The organism is Streptomyces sp. NBC_01089, assembly GCF_045162975.1.
Lineage (GTDB): Bacteria > Actinomycetota > Actinomycetes > Streptomycetales > Streptomycetaceae > Streptomyces.
Window position 1 is genome coordinate 5,764,726 of record NZ_CP108660.1, and the last position, 16,125, is coordinate 5,780,850.

The window sequence follows — 16,125 nt, forward strand, 5'->3', positions numbered from 1 at the left end:
CCCCCGCGAGGGGTGTGATACCGGCCATACTGTGTTCGACCTGGGCGGATATCAGTACGGCCGGTGAGGCAACCAAGCGTCGTATTTACCTGTCTCACTGATGTGATGAGCACAAGTGAGCCCGATGTGACCGTTGTCGTCGGAGCCTATGAAGCGATGCCGTACCTCGTGAAGTGCCTTGAATCCGTGGAGGCCCAGACCCTGGGCGCGGACCGGATCGAGATCGTCGCCGTGGACGACGGATCGACGGACGGCACGGGGGAGTACCTCGAAGAGTTCGCCGCCAGGTCGGAGATACCCACGACGGTCGTACGGCAGAAGAACTCCGGGGGCCCCAGCGGACCACGCAACGTCGGCCTCGGACTCGCTCGCGGCCGCTATGTGTTCTTCCTCGACGCGGACGACTACTTCGGCGAAGAGGCGCTGGAGCGCATGGTCGCGATGGGCGACCGCGCCGGTACGGACGTGGTGCTCGGGAAGGTCGTCGGCGTCAACCGCGGTGCCCCCAAGTCCATGTGGAAGGAGACCGTCGAGCGCGCGGACGTCTTCGACTCGCAGATCAAGTTCACCCTGAGCGCTCAGAAGCTCTTCCGGCGCTCCCTGCTCGAACGCCTCGGCCTCACCTTCGACGAGGGTCTCAGGACGGGCGAGGACGCCCTCTTCACCCTGGAGACCTATCTGCGCGGCGACGGAGTGTCCGTCATATCCGACTACACCTGCTACTACCTGGTGGGGCGCGACGACGGCAAACACGTGACGAAGAGCGGCACTTACCTGCTGCGGTTCGACTCGGCCCGCGCCCTGATGGGGCTGATAGCCCAGTACGTCCCGCCGGGCCCGCAGCGCGACAAGCTCATGGTGCGCCCCTTCGTGGTCACCCTGCTCCCGCAGTTCGGCCCCGGCTTCCTCAAGCAGTCGGCTGCGGTCCAGCGGAAGCGCATGGAGCTCGCGGCGCCGCTGATGGCCGCGCACTGGAACCCGGCCGTGGCCGGGAGACTCAAGCCCGCCGAGAGACTGCGGCTGCACTGCGTCGCACTCGGCAGGACCGACCTCCTCACCGGCGTGCTCACCGAGCTCAAGCGGGGCAAGCAGCCCGAGCGGGTCGGCCGGGGACTCAACGGCACGTACCACCTCGCCCTTCCGTACTTCAGGGACCCGTCCGCCGGTATCCCCGACCACATCTACGCCGTGCCCTGCCCCTCGGTCTGGCGGCGGCTGCCCGCTGCCGGGCGCACCCGGATCCGCAGGCTGCGCAAGTGGGCCGTGGCCCGTCCTGTCCAGCGCGTGGAATACCCGCGCGCGGGCGGGCGCGGCTGACATAGATTCGGCCGTGTGACAGAGGCAAGGCAGCTTGTGACGGAAGCCCGCAGGATCGTCGTGAAGGTCGGATCCTCCTCCCTCACGACCGCGGCCGGCGGGCTCGACGCGGACCGGGTGGACGCCCTCGTCGACGTCCTGGCCAAGGTCAGGAGCGGCGGCGAGAAGGAGATCGTGCTCGTGTCCAGCGGCGCCATCGCCGCCGGGCTCGCCCCGCTGGGGCTGGCCCGCCGCCCCAAGGACCTGGCCAGGCAGCAGGCGGCGGCCAGCGTCGGCCAGGGGCTGCTCGTCGCCCGGTACACCGCGTCCTTCGCGCGCTACGGCGTCCGGGTCGGCCAGGTGCTGCTGACCTCCGACGACACCAGCCGCCGGGCCCACTACCGCAACGCCTACCGCACCCTGGACCAGCTCCTCGCCATGGGCGCCCTGCCGGTCGTCAACGAGAACGACACGGTGGCCACCGACGAGATCCGCTTCGGCGACAACGACCGGCTGGCCGCCCTGGTGGCCCATCTTGTCCGGGCCGACCTGCTCGTCCTGCTCTCGGACGTCGACGGTCTGTACGACGGCGACCCCGCGAAGCCCGGTACCCGCCGCATCGCCGAGGTGGCGGGCCCCGACGACATCGCGCACGTCTCCATCGGCTCGGCGGGCAAGGCGGGCGTCGGCACCGGCGGCATGGTCACCAAGGTCGAGGCGGCCAGGATCGCGGCGGCGGCCTCCGTCCCGGTCGTGCTGACCTCGGCCTCGCGCGCCGCCGACGCCCTCGCAGGCCGGGACACCGGCACGTACTTCCACCGCACAGGCCGCCGCTCGGCCGACCGGCTGCTCTGGCTCCAGCACGCGTCGACCCCGCGCGGCGCGCTCACCCTGGACGACGGTGCCGTACGGGCGGTCGTGGAACGCAACTCCTCGCTGCTGCCCGCCGGAATCGCCGCCGTCGACGGCGAGTTCAGCGCCGGGGACCCGGTCGAGCTGCGGGACACCGCCGGCCGCACCGTCGCCCGCGGGCTGGTCAACTTCGACGCCAAGGAGCTCCCCCAGCTGCTCGGCCGCTCCACCCGGGACCTGGCCCGTGAACTCGGCCCGGCCTACGAGCGGGAAGTCGTACACAGGGACGATCTCGTGGTCATGGTCCCCTGAAACGGCTGAAACACCAGCCTTTCAGCAGGGACCTTCCGGAAAACCGTCACGCGCCGGGCGCCGGGCTGGTCAACTTTGTCCCGGGAGCCCGCTCCCGACCGCTGCCCGCCCGTCACCCGCGGGACAGACGCCGCAACGCACACAGGAGGCCGCCGGTGAGACGAGCCCGTCCCGGGGCACCGCCCCGAGGAACCGGGGAGCGGACCCTGACGAGTGTCGGCGCGGGGACCGACTTCGAAGAACGCCCGGAAGCGGAAGCGGATGCGGACCGGGAGCAGCGCGCGCAGCGCGGGGAGGAGGCCGCCCTGTCCAAGCTGTGGCACATCACCCTGAGCGTGTCGGGCCGCCCCGCCCCGATCAAGGAGGTCAGACGCGGTCTCGAACAGCTCGCGCACGATCACCCCTTCCTGCTGACCAGCCGGTACGCCGACGACCACGCGGAGATCCGCTACTGGGAGGAGGCGCGGGACCTGCACGACGCCGCGGCGGTGGCCCTGCGGCTCTGGGGCGAACACCGCTCCACCTCCCAGCTGCCGCCGTGGGAGATCGTGGGCCTCGAGGTCATCGACCGCGAGACCTACCACCTGCGGATAGCCGAGGGCTACGGACCGCCGCCCGCGGCGCCGGTCGGAGTGCACCCGTACTGACCGGCGGGCCACCGTGCGGCCCCCGCCGTCTCGGAGCGTGGGATACCGGACGGACGCCCGCAGACCGCGCATTAGTCTGCGGGCATGACCTCGCTCTCCCCGCTCTCCGACCAGTCCCCGGTGATCCAGGCCGCCTACCGGTCCCGCGCCGCCGCGGCCGACCTCGCGCCACTGCCGCGCTCGGCCAAGGACGACGCGCTGCTGGCCATCGCCGACGCCCTCGAAGTGCGTACGTCCGAGATCGTCGAGGCCAACGCCGAGGACGTCGCGAAGGCCAGGGCCGTCGGAACCGCCGACACGGTCATCGACCGTCTCACCCTCACCCCCGAGCGGATCCGCGCCATCGCCGGGGACGTACGGGACGTCGCGGCACTGCCCGACCCGGTCGGCGAGGTCGTCCGCGGCTCGACGCTGCCCAACGGAATCGACCTGCGCCAGGTGCGGGTGCCGCTCGGCGTCGTCGGGATCATCTACGAGGCCAGGCCCAATGTGACCGTGGACGCCGCGGCGCTCTGCCTGAAGTCGGGCAACGCGGTACTGCTGCGCGGCTCGGCCTCCGCGTACGCCTCCAACACCGCCCTCGTGCGGGTGCTGCGCGACGCGGTCGGCGGCTCCGGGCTGCCGGCCGACGCCGTCCAGCTCGTGCCGGGGGAGTCCCGTGACTCCGTACGGGAGCTGATGCGCGCCCGCGGCATGGTCGACGTACTGATCCCGCGCGGCGGCGCCTCGCTGATCCGCACCGTCGTCGAGGAGTCCACCGTTCCGGTCATCGAGACCGGCACCGGCAACTGCCATGTGTACGTGGACGCGCAGGCCGACATCGACATGGCCGTCGCCATCCTCGTCAACTCCAAGGCTCAGCGCCCGTCCGTCTGCAACGCGGCCGAGACGCTCCTGGTCCACCGGGACATCGCGGACGCGTTCCTGCCCAGGGCGCTCGACGCGCTCGGCGACGCGGGCGTGACCGTGCACGGCGACGAGCGGGTGCTCGCCCACGCCGACGGTACGAAGGCGAAGGTCGTCGAGGCGACCGCGGACGACTGGGAGGCCGAGTACCTCTCGTACGACATCGCGGCCGCCGTGGTCGACTCGCTGGACGCGGCCGTCGCGCACATCCGGCTGTGGACGTCGGGCCACACCGAGGCGATCGTCACCACCTCGCAGGCCGCGGCCCGCCGCTTCACCCAGCTGGTCGATTCCACGACGGTCGCTGTGAACGCGTCCACCCGTTTCACCGACGGCGGTCAGTTCGGTTTCGGCGCGGAGATCGGCATCTCCACGCAGAAGCTGCACGCCCGGGGCCCGATGGGGCTGCCCGAGCTGACCTCGACCAAGTACATCGTGACAGGAGACGGTCACATTCGGTGACCATCGGGCCCGGTCGATTTCGCCCCTCTCCCTGCCCAAATCCACCCACCGGGTCTACTCTGATGACGTGCCGGACGACGTGGGGGGCAGGCCGTTCCAGGACGGCCGGGAGCCTGACGACGACCGCGGAGGAGCGGACGAGGAATTCGCCTCCGTGGTCTTCGGCGAGGACTTCGTCAGGGCCGCCACCATCCATGAACCGACCGCGGTCGAGCGGCTGCTGGCCGCCGCCGAGGCGCGCGCGGAGGCCGAGGCGGCCAGGGCGCGCGCAGGCGGCCCGGGCGGCGACGACGACCCCTTCGACGAGTACGACGAGTTCCTCCGGCAGAACGCCGCGGACTACGGCCTGCTGTACGGGCCCGGCGGCCCCGGTGAGTACGGCGCAGGGCCCGACGACGGCGAGAGCGGCCCCTACGGGCTGCACGGCGGCGCGCTGCGCCCGTACCGCGGCCGGGCGCGCTGGCACCGGCCGGTGGCCTGGCTGCTGGCCCTCGTCATGGGGATCGGCATGGTGGCCCTGGCCTTCGCCGCGGTCTACCGGGGAGCGTCGGCCAGCCGGCAGGACCAGGTGCCCGCGCCCGTGATGACCGGGGTCGGCGCCGTCCAGGGCGGTGCGGGCGTCACCCGGCCCGCACCGGCGCAATCCGTCCCGGCCGGACACTCGGCCGACCACTCCGCCGACCACTCGGCCGGCCACGCGCTGGGCCATTCGGCTCCGCCCGCCTCGGCCCTTCCGCGTACGCCCTGACGACGGCTTCCGGCCCCCTCACCCCGCCCCGGGCACGGCTCCCGCACGGCCGCGCGCGGCCGAGGGGTGCGGGCCGCCCGGAAGTTGGCACGTACCGGGGCGTTTAGGCAGCCCCGCCGCGACCTACTCTCAAGGTATGGCGGGGCGCGAAGAGCCACCCGAGGGGTCACCCGAGGGCCTGCCCAGCGGTGGCGACGACGAGTACCGGTCCGTCGTCTTCGACGAATCGTTCATCAGGGCTGCCCGGCTCCAGGAGTTCTCCGCGCAGGAGCGGATGGGCCGGCACGCCAGGGCCGTCCGCAGCCGCGCCGGATGGCCGCGCAGAGGCCCCGGACGCCTGCTCGTGGCACTGGCGCTGCTGGTGCTGGCCTTCGGCACCGCCGTCTTCATGGGCATCCACCACCCGTACCGGCCCCCGCCGGTCAGCCGGGCCCAGCCGCTGCACAGCGTGGTCGTGCCGCTCGCACCGCGTGGCGCGGTGCCGGGCGGTACACCGGCCGAGCTCTTCGCGCACAGCCCGGCGGCCGCGTTCCGTACCGGCGAATCCGGGGTCAATGTGCCGGGCGCCCGCGCGACCGCGCACTTCGCCTACAGCGATGTACTGGCAGCCCTGAAAATCGCCCGGCAGTACGTCGTGACGTCATCGCTGGACCCGGCCGTGCTGATGGGCGGCTCGGCGGAGCAGCTCAGGGATCTGCTCGCCCCCGACCAGTACACGCAGTTCAACCGGAGCATGGCCGCCCCGTCGGCCGACGGGCTGCACGCGGCGACCGGCTGGCTGGTGCGCTTCGACCCCGCGCAGGTGGCGCTCGCGAGCTCAGGCGTACGGGTCACGGGCGAGCTGCGGTACGCGGAGGCGGCGGACCGGACGCTGGAGGTGATCGCGGACCACACCTTCGTCTATCCGCTCAGGCCGGCCGCCTCCCGGACCACCGGAGCCGGCCCCGCGCAGGGGGACGGCGCATCGCTGTTCACCGTCCATCGCGAGGTGCACTTCCGCTTCGGCGCCGAGGACCTGCGGCTGCGCCAGACGCATGTGACGCTCGCCGATGTGGAGGCAGGGCCGCAGAACTGCACCGCCGACGCGGTGAACCGGCTGCGCCCGCTGCTCGCCGGACAGCACGCGTCGGGCGGCGGCCCGGCCGGCACCGACCCGTACGCCACCGGGCAGCGGGCCACCTCGCTGTGCGGGACACTCGCGGCCGGGACACAGCCGGCCGTGTAGCGCGCGGCCGGCACTTCGGCAGGCGGCGGCGCCTCTGCGCACAGCCGGCACTCTGGCGGGCAAGCGGCACCTCAGCGGGCAGCCGGCGCTTCAGCGCGCGGCCGGCCCCGCAAGCGCGCAGCCGGCCCCTCAAGTGCCGGCCCCGCAAGCGTGCGGCCGGTCCGTCAGCCGGTCGCGGGGCCTTCCGTCCCGGCAGGTCCTTCGGCCGGCCCGTCGCCCTTTCCGGCGTCGCCCTTCGCGCCGCCGCCCGCCCCGCCGGTGAACTTCCCGCGCAGCTTCCCGCCCAGGTCGCCCGCGCCGCCCGCGATATCGCCCACCAGCTTCATCAGCGGGTCCTTGCTGGTGCGCACCGTGTCGGCGTAGTGCGAAGCGGACTCCCTGAAGGAGTCGCCGACGGAGGTGTCCTTGTCCTCGTCGCGCCGCGGGTAGTGCCCGTCCATGATCCGCTGGAAGTCCCGGCTCTCCGCCCACTTCTTCAGCTCGGCGGCGCGCACCGTGGTGAACGGGTGGCTGCGCGGCAGCACGTTCAGGATCTTGAGCACCGAGTCGCGCAGGTCGCCGCCCGCCTCGTACTCCTCGGCCTGCGCCAGGAACGCGTCGACGTTCATCTCGTGCAGATGGTTGCCACCGGCGATCTTCATCAGGCCGCGCATCGACGCCCGGAGGTCCTGCCCCACGAGCAGCCCCGCCCGGTCGGCGGAGAGCTCCGACTTGCGGAACCACTCGCGCAGCGCCGTCACCAGCGCCATGATCGCCACATTGCCCAGCGGGATCCAGGCGACCTTCAGCGCGACGCTCGTGAGGAAGAGCAGGATCGTGCGGTACACCGCGTGGCCGGAGAGCGCGTGCCCCACCTCATGGCCGACGACCGCGCGCATCTCCTCCTCGTCGAGGAGCTCGACCAGGCCCGTGGTGACCACGATGATCGGCTCTTCGAGGCCGATGCACATGGCGTTCGGCTGGGGGTTCTGCGTGACGTACATGGCGGGGACCTTCTCCAGGTCCAGGATGTAGCAGGCATCCCGCAGCATGACGTGGAGGTGCGCGAACTGCGCGTCGCTCACCCGCACCGAGTCGGAGAGGAAGAGGAGCCGCAGGCTGCGCTCGGGCAGCAGCCCGCTGAGCGCCTTGAGCACGGTGTCGAAACCGGTGAGCTTGCGCAGCGCGACCAGGGCCGACCGGTCCGCCGGATGCTCGTACGCCCGTGAGGAGATGCCCTCGAAGCGCCTGCGCTTCCTGCCCGGCACCTTCTCGTGGGTGTTCCCGTGACTGCTTCCGTGACCGCTGTCCGTCATGAATGTCCCCCTGCCTTCCGTCATCGAGCTCTGCTCGTCCCCCTGGCGGGCTCCAGCGTATGCGGTGGGGCTACCGTGTGGCGGGGGTCCTACACCGAGAAGGAGCGCACCCGTCATGCCGGACGCGACCACACTGCTCGCCGCTGCGACGAACCAGCAGGGGCCGGGCGACACCTTGCGGGTCCTGCTGGTTGTCCTGCTTGTCGGGGCTGTCCTGCTCGCCTGGTTTCTCCTGCGCGGATATCGCGACAACGACTGAGTCGGCGTGAGCGTGCCCGGCGGGCCCGCATACGATGTCCGCGAAGCCCCCGCTCCGACTCCCGGATAGGTCCTGCTGACCATGAGCCTCCACAGCACCACCGCCAGCCTCGCCACCCTCGCATCCGAGAGCGGCCACGGCGGCAACCACCCCAGCCTCAGCCCCTACATCACCGGTGGCGGCGCGCTCCTCGCGCTCCTGCTGCTGCTGTGGATCACCACCCGCTTCAACCGCGACCGCTGACCCGGGGCGCGGACGGGCAGGTGCCGGGCCAGTAGGGTCTGCACGCATGGGAGAGCAGAAGAGGCGTCTCGGCGTGATGGGCGGGACATTCGATCCGATCCACCACGGACACCTGGTGGCCGCCAGCGAGGTGGCCTCCCAGTTCCAGCTGGACGAGGTCGTGTTCGTCCCGACCGGGCAGCCGTGGCAGAAGAGCCACCGGATCGTCTCCCCGGCCGAGGACAGGTACTTGATGACGGTCATCGCGACCGCGTCCAACCCGCAGTTCTCGGTCAGCCGTATCGACATCGACCGCGGCGGCCCGACGTACACCATCGACACCCTGCGGGATCTGCGCCACCTCAACAGCGACGCGGACCTCTTCTTCATCACCGGTGCCGACGCGCTCTCCCAGATCCTCACCTGGCGGAACGCCGAAGAGCTCTTCGCACTCTCCCATTTCATCGGCGTGACCAGGCCGGGCCATGTCCTGACGGACGACGGCCTGCCGGAGGGCGGTGTCTCCCTGGTGGAGGTGCCCGCCCTGGCGATCTCGTCGACCGACTGCCGTGCCCGGGTCGAGCAGGGGGACCCGGTCTGGTATCTGGTTCCGGACGGTGTGGTGCGCTACATCGACAAGCGCCAGCTGTACCGCGGCGAATGAGCCGCGGAGAGGGGCACCGTTGAACGACCGACAGAACCCTTACGTTCAGTACGACCAGTACGGGCAGCCGATGCAGCTCGTCGGGTACGACGAGTACGGGCAGCCGGTGTACCAGCAGGTGCAGCCGCAGCAGAGCCAGCAGCAGCACCGGCCCCAGCAGCCGCAGGAGCCCCAGCAGCAGTACGACCCGTACGGCCGGCAGCACCAGCAGGCTCCGGGGTACGGATACGACCCGTACGCGCAGCAGCAGCCCCCGTCCGGGCCGTATCAGGGCCAGGATCAGGCTCAGGGGCAGAGCCAGGGCTACGACTACGGCACCGGGCAGCAGCCCGCGGTGGACACCACCCAGCAGTGGATCCCGCAGCAGAGCCAGCCGCCGCAGGCCCCGTCCCAGCAGCCGCAGTCCCAGCAGCCGCAGTCCCAGCAGCCGCAGTCCCAGCAGCCGCAGTCCCAGCAGCCGCAGTCCCAGCAGACGCACCAGCCGCAGTCCCAGCCCCGGTCAAGGCCCGAGCAGCCGCAGCGGCCGCAGTCCCCCGAGGAGCGGCCGCAGCGTGCCGTGCCCGGTCAGCGCCGTCCCGCGCCGGACGACGCCGAGTACAGGACCGAGCAGTTCTCCTTCATCGAGGAGCCCGACGAGGACTCCGAAGACGTCATCGACTGGCTGAAGTTCACCGAGAGCCGCACCGAGCGCCGCGAGGAGGCCAGACGCCGGGGCCGTACCCGCGTCGTCTCCCTCGTCGTCGTGCTGGCGCTCGTCGTCGCGGGCGGTGTGGGCTACCTCTGGTACGCGGGCAAACTGCCCGGGGTCTCCGGCTCGGGCGACGGCGGCGCCACGGCCTCAGGGGCGCAGCAGCGCAACGCGATCGTGGTCCATCTGCACAACACGAAGAGCGGCGGCACCTCCACCGCGCTGCTCGTCGACAACGTCACCACAGGCAAGGGCACCACGCTCCTGCTGCCCAACTCCCTCTCGGTGTCGAACGACGACGGTACGGCGACCACGCTCGGCAAGTCCGTGGACGACGACGGCTCGGACGGCACCAGGGACTCCCTGGACACCCTCCTCGGCGCCAAGATCGGCGGCACCTGGCGGCTCGACACTCCGTATCTGGAGAACCTGGTCGAGATGATCGGCAACATCGACGTCGACACCGACGTCGACGTACCGGACACCAAGAAGGGCGCCGAGCCGCTGGTGCACCGGGGCAAGGACCAGACGCTCAGCGGCCAGATGGCGGTCGCGTACTCCACCTACCGTGCGCCCGGCGAGCCCGAGGCGAAGCAGCTGGAGCGCTTCGGGCAGGTCATGCAGGGCGTTCTGAAGAAGATCTCGGACGATCCGCAGGCCGCGACGACCATCATGAAGAACCTGCTGCAGATCATGGACCCGTCCCTGTCGGACAAGGACCTGGGCGCGTTCCTGGCCAAGCTCGCCGCACACGCCAGGAAGGGCGACTACAGCACCGAGCTGCTGCCGGTGCGGAGCGACGGCACGCTCAGCGCGCAGGCGAGCGCCGGTGTGGTCAAGAACGTACTCGGCGGTTCGGTGAAGGCGCCCGACCAGGGCGGTGCCACCAGCGTGGGGATCAGCAACGCCAGCGGCCGGACCGCCACGACGGAGAGCGCCAGGATCGCCCTCGTCAACGGCGGCTACTCGGTCGTCGTCGGCGGCACCGCGAGCGTCACCGCCTCGTCGCAGGTCAGCTATGGCGACCCGGCGGAGAAGGCCAAGGCGGAGGAAGTGGCGAAGATGCTCGGACTGCCGGCCGGATCGGTCCACAAGGCCAAGCCCGCCGCGAACGCGGACGTCTCCGTGGTGCTGGGCCAGGACTACAAGACGGGCTGAAGCCCCTCGCCCGGTCCGGGCGACCATAAATTGCGGGACCGTCGGCGGTCCGTGAGACCCTGGGGTACTCCACGACCGCCGACGAAAGCCTGCCAGTGACCGCCACGGACCGTTCCATCGAGCTCATCAACGCCGCCGCTCAGGCGGCCGCCGACCGGCTCGCGCACGACATCACCGCGTACGACGTCAGCGATGTGCTGTCGATCACCGACGCCTTCCTGCTCGCATCGGCGCCCAACGACCGCCAGGTCAAGTCGATCGTCGACGAGATCGAGGAGCGGCTGAACAAGGAGCTCGGAGCCAAGCCGGTGCGCCGGGAGGGCGACCGCGACGCCCGCTGGATCCTCCTCGACTACGTCGACATCGTCGTCCACGTCCAGCACAGCGAGGAGCGCGTCTACTACGCGCTGGAGCGCCTCTGGAAGGACTGCCCCGAGATCGCCCTGCCCGAGGACGCCGTCAAGACCCGCGGCAAGGCCGAGGAGCACGCCCGGCTCAACGGCGCCGACGCCGACGAGGCGGACGCCGGCCTGGACGGTGAGCTGCACTGAACGGCACCAAGGGCGGCCGTGGCCGCCGTATCGTCCTCTGGCGGCACGGCCAGACCGCGTGGAACCTGGAGCGCCGCTTCCAGGGCTCCACGGACATCGAGCTGACCGAGACCGGTGTCGGCCAGGCGCGCCGGGCCGCCCGGCTGCTCGCCTCGATGAAGCCCGACGCGATCGTGGCGTCCGACCTCAGCAGGGCGGCGACCACCGCCCGTGAGCTGGGGGCCGTGACCGGCCACGACATCACGTACGACGCCGCCCTGCGCGAGACGTACGCGGGCAGCTGGCAGGGGCTCACGCACAGCGAGATCATCGCCCGCTTCGGCGAGCAGTACGCCGCGTGGAAGCGTGGGGAGCCCGTGCGTCGCGGTGGCGGCGAACTGGAGTCCGAGGTCGCCGACCGGGCCGCCCCGGTCGTCATCACCCACGCCGACGCGCTGCCCGACGACGGGACGCTCGTCGTCGTCAGCCACGGCGGCACCATCCGTACGACCATCGGCCGGCTCCTCGGCCTGGAGTCGCGCCACTGGGAGAGCCTGGGCGGGCTCTCCAACTGCTGCTGGTCCGTGCTGGGCGAGGGCGCCCGCGGCTGGCGGCTGCTCGAGCACAACGCCGGAACGCTCCCCGAGCCGGTCCTCGGCGACGACGACTGAGCACCCTCGCGGGTGGCATCCCGGCGGATTTCACTTTCCGGCTGGTCGCAGGCTAAAGTTCTTCTTGTTCGCGCCGCGGAACGCAGAGAATGCAGCGAGCGAAGCGAACAGCGGGGCTATAGCTCAGTTGGTAGAGCGCCTGCATGGCATGCAGGAGGTCAGGAGTTCAATTCTCCTTAGCTCCACAGTCGGAAGCTCCAAGGCCGGAGCAAGGAGAAATCCCGTCCCCATCAGGGGGCGGGATTTTTCGTCAGCCCCGCCCCGGTCTCCGTTTGTCCGTCCGCCGACACCACTGTCCCCCTTGCGGGGTCATGGCAGAATCGGAGCGCCGGTGGGACGCCGGCCCGGAGGGAGGGGAGAGCGCGATGCCCGCGAGCATGCTCGATCGCGCCCGTGCCCTGGCCGGCGGGGCAGCGGCCCACGCCCGTCCCCACCGCGGGACCCCGCTCAACTGCCCTTCGCCGCCCGCCTGTCCGGCCTGTCCCGACTGCCCGCCCCGCGGCCACAGCTGGAGCTGACTGATGGGTGCACACAGGAGGAAATGCGACTGGTGCGGCAGCGGTACGCCGATCGTCAGGGACATGGATCCGGTCAACGCCGACTACCAGTACTGGTGCGAGGAGTGCGCGCGGGCGCTGATCATAAAGGGCGACCCGATCGAGACCTACCGTGAGCTGGAGGGGGAGCCGATCTACGGCCGGCTCCTGGAGGAGCACTGCACGCTGAAGCGGTTCTACTCCTTCGCCACCGCCTGACCGGGGAACGGATTTGGCGGAGCAACGGGGGACCGGTAATGTTGGCGGAGCCGAGGGGGCGACCCCGCAGAACGGCGGACAGCACGGGGCTATAGCTCAGTTGGTAGAGCGCCTGCATGGCATGCAGGAGGTCAGGAGTTCAATTCTCCTTAGCTCCACAGTGAGACCTCGTACGAGGTGGACAGCAGCGGGTCATCCGAATCGGGTGGCCCGCTTCTTCGTGTCTCCGTGCAGGTGTCCGCGTACGCGCGGCTGCTGGTCGCACGGCCAGGTGTCCGCACGGGCCGTACGGTGCCTGCGGTACCCTGACGCCATGCGTGCCGTACGCCTCCTGCTTAGTGAGCCGCGCTGATCAGTCCCGACCGACGAAGTGTCCCCGGTCGGCATCAGCGCGGCGTCCCCTCCTGTGCGAGGGGCTTTTTCGTTTGGTGCCACAGGCGCCACAGCCATGAGGATCGCGGGCAGAGACGACCGATGGAGCTTTGAGGATCATGACCGAGACGAATTCTTCCCCCGCTGCCGCAAGCGCGGGAGGGCCCTCATCCGAGGTGGCCGCGGCGCACCGCTACACCGCTGCCATGGCCGCCGACATCGAGGCACGCTGGCAGGACTTCTGGGACGCCGACGGCACCTACGACGCACCGAACCCCACGGGCGACCTGGCGGGCGACCCGGCCATGGCGGCCAGGCCCAAGAAGTTCATCATGGACATGTTCCCGTACCCCTCGGGCACCGGGCTGCACGTCGGCCACCCGCTGGGCTACATCGCCACGGACGTCTACGCCAGGCACCAGCGGATGACCGGCCACAACGTCCTGCACACCCTGGGCTTCGACGCCTTCGGGCTGCCGGCCGAGCAGTTCGCCGTACAGACCGGCACCCATCCGCGGGCCTCCACCGAGGCCAACATGGAGAACATGAAGTCCCAGCTGCGCAGGCTGGGGCTGGGCCACGACAAGCGCAGGTCGTTCGCGACGATCGACCCCGAGTACTACAAGTGGACCCAGTGGATCTTCGTCCAGATCTTCAACTCCTGGTACGACCGGGACGCCCAGCGGGCCCGGCCGATCGCCGAGCTGGCCGCCCAGTTCGAGAGCGGTGAGCGCCCGGTCCCCGGCGGCCGTGCGTGGAGCGCGCTGGACGCCGTGGAGCGCGCCGACCTGCTGAGCCAGTACCGGCTGGCCTACGCGTCGGACGCCCCGGTCAACTGGTGTCCGGGCCTGGGCACCGTCCTGGCGAACGAGGAAGTGACCGCCGACGGCCGCTCCGAGCGCGGCAACTTCCCGGTCTTCAAGGCGAAGCTGCGCCAGTGGAACATGCGCATCACCGCGTACGCGGACCGGCTGCTGTCCGACCTGGACGCGCTGGACTGGCCCGAAGCGATCAAGCTGCAGCAGCGGAACTGGATCGGCCGCTCCGAGGGCGCCCGCGTCGACTTCGCGGTCGGCGGTGGCTCCGACCCCATCACGGTCTTCACGACCCGCCAGGACACCCTGTTCGGTGCCACGTACATGGTGCTGGCGCCCGAGCACGAGCTGATCTCCGGCGAGAAGTCGATCGTCCCGGACGCCTGGCCCGAGGGCACGCACGAGGTCTGGACCGGCGGCCACGCGACCCCGGCCGATGCCGTCGCCTCGTACCGCGCCTTCGCCGCGTCGAAGTCGGACGTCGAGCGGCAGGCCGACGCGAAGGAGAAGACCGGCGTCTTCACCGGTGCGTACGCGGTCAACCCGGTCAGTGGCGAGCAGGTCCCCGTCTTCATCGCCGACTATGTGCTGATGGGGTACGGCACCGGCGCGATCATGGCCGTCCCGGCGCACGACAGCCGTGACTTCGCCTTCGCGCGCGCCTTCGAGCTGCCGATGCGCTGTGTCGTCGAGCCGTCCGACGACCGCGGTCTTTCCCCCGAGACCTGGGACGACGCCTTCGGCTCGTACGACGCGAAGCTGGTCAACTCCACCCACGACGACATCTCCCTGGACGGCCTGGGTGTCGCCGAGGCCAAGGAGCGGATCACCGAGTGGCTGGCCGAGCGCGGCGTCGGCGAGGGCACCGTCAACTTCCGGCTGCGCGACTGGCTGTTCAGCCGCCAGCGCTACTGGGGCGAGCCCTTCCCGATCGTCTACGACGAGGACGGCATCGCGCACCCGCTGCCCGAGTCGATGCTGCCGCTGGAACTGCCCGAGGTGGACGACTACTCGCCGCGCACCTTCGACGCGGACGACGCGGACACCTCGCCCGAGACCCCGCTGTCCCGCAACGAGGACTGGGTCAACGTCGAGCTGGACCTGGGGCAGGGCGACGGCGTCAGGAAGTACCGCCGCGAGACCAACACCATGCCGAACTGGGCCGGTTCCTGCTGGTACGAGCTGCGCTACCTGGACCCGCACAACAGCGAGAAGCTGGTCGACCCGGCCATCGAGCAGTACTGGATGGGGCCGCGCGAGGGCCAGCCGCACGGTGGCGTCGACCTGTACGTCGGCGGCGCCGAGCATGCCGTACTGCACCTGCTGTACGCGCGGTTCTGGTCCAAGGTGCTGTTCGACCTGGGGCACATCTCGTCGGTCGAGCCGTTCCACAAGCTGTACAACCAGGGCATGATCCAGGCGTTCGTCTACCGCGACAGCCGTGGGATCGCGGTGCCCGCGGCCGAGGTCGAGGAGCGGGACGGCGCGTTCTGGTACGCGGGCGAACAGGTCAGCCGCGTCCTGGGCAAGATGGGCAAGTCCCTGAAGAACGCGGTCACTCCGGACGAGATCTGCGCGGAGTACGGCGCGGACACGCTGCGGCTGTACGAGATGGCGATGGGCCCGCTGGACGTCTCACGGCCGTGGGACACCCGCGCCGTGGTCGGCCAGTACCGGCTGCTGCAGCGGCTGTGGCGCAACGTCGTGGACGAGGAGACCGGCGAGGCCGGTGTCACCGACACGGAGCCCGGTGAGGAGACGCTGCGCGCGCTGCACAAGGCGATCGACGGTGTCGGCCACGACATGGCGGGGCTGCGGTTCAACACCGCGATCGCCAAGGTCACCGAGCTGAACAACTACCTGACCAAGGCGGGCGGCCCGGTGCCGCGCACGGTCGCCGAGCAGCTGGTGCTGCTGATCGCCCCGCTGGCGCCGCACATCGCCGAGGAGCTGTGGCGGAGGCTGGGGCACACCGATTCCGTGGTGCACCAGGACTTCCCGGTGGCGGACCCGGCGTACGTCGTGGACGAGACCGTGACGTGTGTCGTCCAGGTCAAGGGCAAGGTCAGGGCGCGGCTGGAGATCTCCCCGTCGATCTCGGACGAGGACCTGGAGAAGCTGGCGCTGACGGACCCGGGTGTGGTCGCGGCGCTGGGCGGGGCCGGGATCCGCAAGGTGATCGTGCGGGCACCGAAGCTGGTGAACATCGTTCCGGCTTGAGCGGGCTCGAGTGGGGCCGGTCCGGCCT

15 protein-coding genes and 2 tRNA genes are annotated in these 16,125 nt (G+C 70.8%); 16 read left to right on the forward strand and 1 reads right to left on the reverse strand.

What is annotated here, in order from left to right; genetic code table 11:
• The first annotated feature begins 105 nt into the window (after positions 1-105).
• The 6 genes from OG510_RS25840 (at position 106) to OG510_RS25865 (ending at position 6,448) form a co-directional block, all read left to right on the forward strand.
• Positions 106-1,317: a glycosyltransferase family 2 protein gene (locus tag OG510_RS25840; RefSeq protein WP_406139911.1), complete on the forward strand. Its 1,212-nt coding sequence runs from the start codon at positions 106-108 to the stop codon at positions 1,315-1,317.
• A gap of 15 nt (positions 1,318-1,332) precedes the next feature.
• Positions 1,333-2,460, forward strand: a complete 1,128-nt coding sequence (gene proB, locus OG510_RS25845) for a glutamate 5-kinase (protein WP_406139913.1) — start codon at positions 1,333-1,335, stop codon at positions 2,458-2,460.
• 155 nt (positions 2,461-2,615) lie between these two features.
• Positions 2,616-3,107 carry a hypothetical protein gene (locus OG510_RS25850; protein WP_406139914.1) on the forward strand — a complete coding sequence of 164 codons (492 nt, stop codon included), beginning with the start codon at positions 2,616-2,618 and terminating at the stop codon, positions 3,105-3,107.
• An 84-nt stretch (positions 3,108-3,191) separates the two neighbouring features.
• Positions 3,192-4,475 (forward strand): glutamate-5-semialdehyde dehydrogenase, encoded by a 1,284-nt coding sequence (locus OG510_RS25855; RefSeq protein WP_406139916.1) that lies wholly within the window; start codon positions 3,192-3,194, stop codon positions 4,473-4,475.
• 67 nt (positions 4,476-4,542) lie between these two features.
• Positions 4,543-5,223 (forward strand): hypothetical protein, encoded by a 681-nt coding sequence (locus OG510_RS25860; protein ID WP_406139918.1) that lies wholly within the window; start codon positions 4,543-4,545, stop codon positions 5,221-5,223.
• A 136-nt stretch (positions 5,224-5,359) separates the two neighbouring features.
• Positions 5,360-6,448: a hypothetical protein gene (locus OG510_RS25865; protein WP_406139920.1), complete on the forward strand. Its 1,089-nt coding sequence runs from the start codon at positions 5,360-5,362 to the stop codon at positions 6,446-6,448.
• A gap of 164 nt (positions 6,449-6,612) precedes the next feature.
• Here OG510_RS25865 and OG510_RS25870 read toward each other — a convergent pair whose 3' ends face one another.
• The gene (locus OG510_RS25870) at positions 6,613-7,743 is read right to left on the reverse strand and encodes a M48 family metallopeptidase (RefSeq protein WP_406139922.1); all 1,131 of its coding nucleotides are present in this window, start codon (positions 7,741-7,743) and stop codon (positions 6,613-6,615) included.
• A 115-nt stretch (positions 7,744-7,858) separates the two neighbouring features.
• On the opposite strand from OG510_RS25870, the gene OG510_RS25875 reads away from it, so the two are divergent.
• From OG510_RS25875 to leuS, 10 genes are all read left to right on the forward strand, one after another.
• On the forward strand, positions 7,859-8,002 hold the full coding sequence (locus OG510_RS25875; RefSeq protein ID WP_203600251.1) for a hypothetical protein: 144 nt from the start codon (positions 7,859-7,861) through the stop codon (positions 8,000-8,002).
• A gap of 81 nt (positions 8,003-8,083) precedes the next feature.
• Positions 8,084-8,245: a hypothetical protein gene (locus tag OG510_RS25880; protein ID WP_203600253.1), complete on the forward strand. Its 162-nt coding sequence runs from the start codon at positions 8,084-8,086 to the stop codon at positions 8,243-8,245.
• 46 nt (positions 8,246-8,291) lie between these two features.
• On the forward strand, positions 8,292-8,888 hold the full coding sequence (gene nadD, locus OG510_RS25885) for a nicotinate-nucleotide adenylyltransferase (RefSeq protein WP_406139925.1): 597 nt from the start codon (positions 8,292-8,294) through the stop codon (positions 8,886-8,888).
• A 19-nt stretch (positions 8,889-8,907) separates the two neighbouring features.
• A complete protein-coding gene (locus OG510_RS25890) occupies positions 8,908-10,734 on the forward strand; it encodes a LytR C-terminal domain-containing protein (protein WP_406139927.1) in 1,827 nt (608 codons plus the stop codon).
• Positions 10,735-10,829: 95 nt separating this feature from the next.
• Positions 10,830-11,285 (forward strand): ribosome silencing factor, encoded by a 456-nt coding sequence (gene rsfS, locus OG510_RS25895; protein ID WP_164266218.1) that lies wholly within the window; start codon positions 10,830-10,832, stop codon positions 11,283-11,285.
• Positions 11,282-11,935 (forward strand): histidine phosphatase family protein, encoded by a 654-nt coding sequence (locus tag OG510_RS25900; protein ID WP_406142550.1) that lies wholly within the window; start codon positions 11,282-11,284, stop codon positions 11,933-11,935. Before rsfS ends, OG510_RS25900 begins: the two co-directional genes overlap by 4 nt.
• A 112-nt stretch (positions 11,936-12,047) precedes the next feature.
• Positions 12,048-12,120: transfer RNA gene (locus tag OG510_RS25905), tRNA-Ala, on the forward strand.
• 336 nt (positions 12,121-12,456) lie between these two features.
• Complete coding sequence (locus tag OG510_RS25910; protein WP_018103228.1) at positions 12,457-12,690, forward strand: hypothetical protein; 234 nt, start codon at positions 12,457-12,459, stop codon at positions 12,688-12,690.
• 85 nt (positions 12,691-12,775) lie between these two features.
• Positions 12,776-12,848 (forward strand) — tRNA-Ala (locus OG510_RS25915).
• A 333-nt stretch (positions 12,849-13,181) separates the two neighbouring features.
• Entirely contained in the window at positions 13,182-16,097 is a 2,916-nt protein-coding gene (gene leuS / locus OG510_RS25920) for a leucine--tRNA ligase (RefSeq protein WP_406139929.1), read from the forward strand.
• Positions 16,098-16,125: the final 28 nt, after the last annotated feature.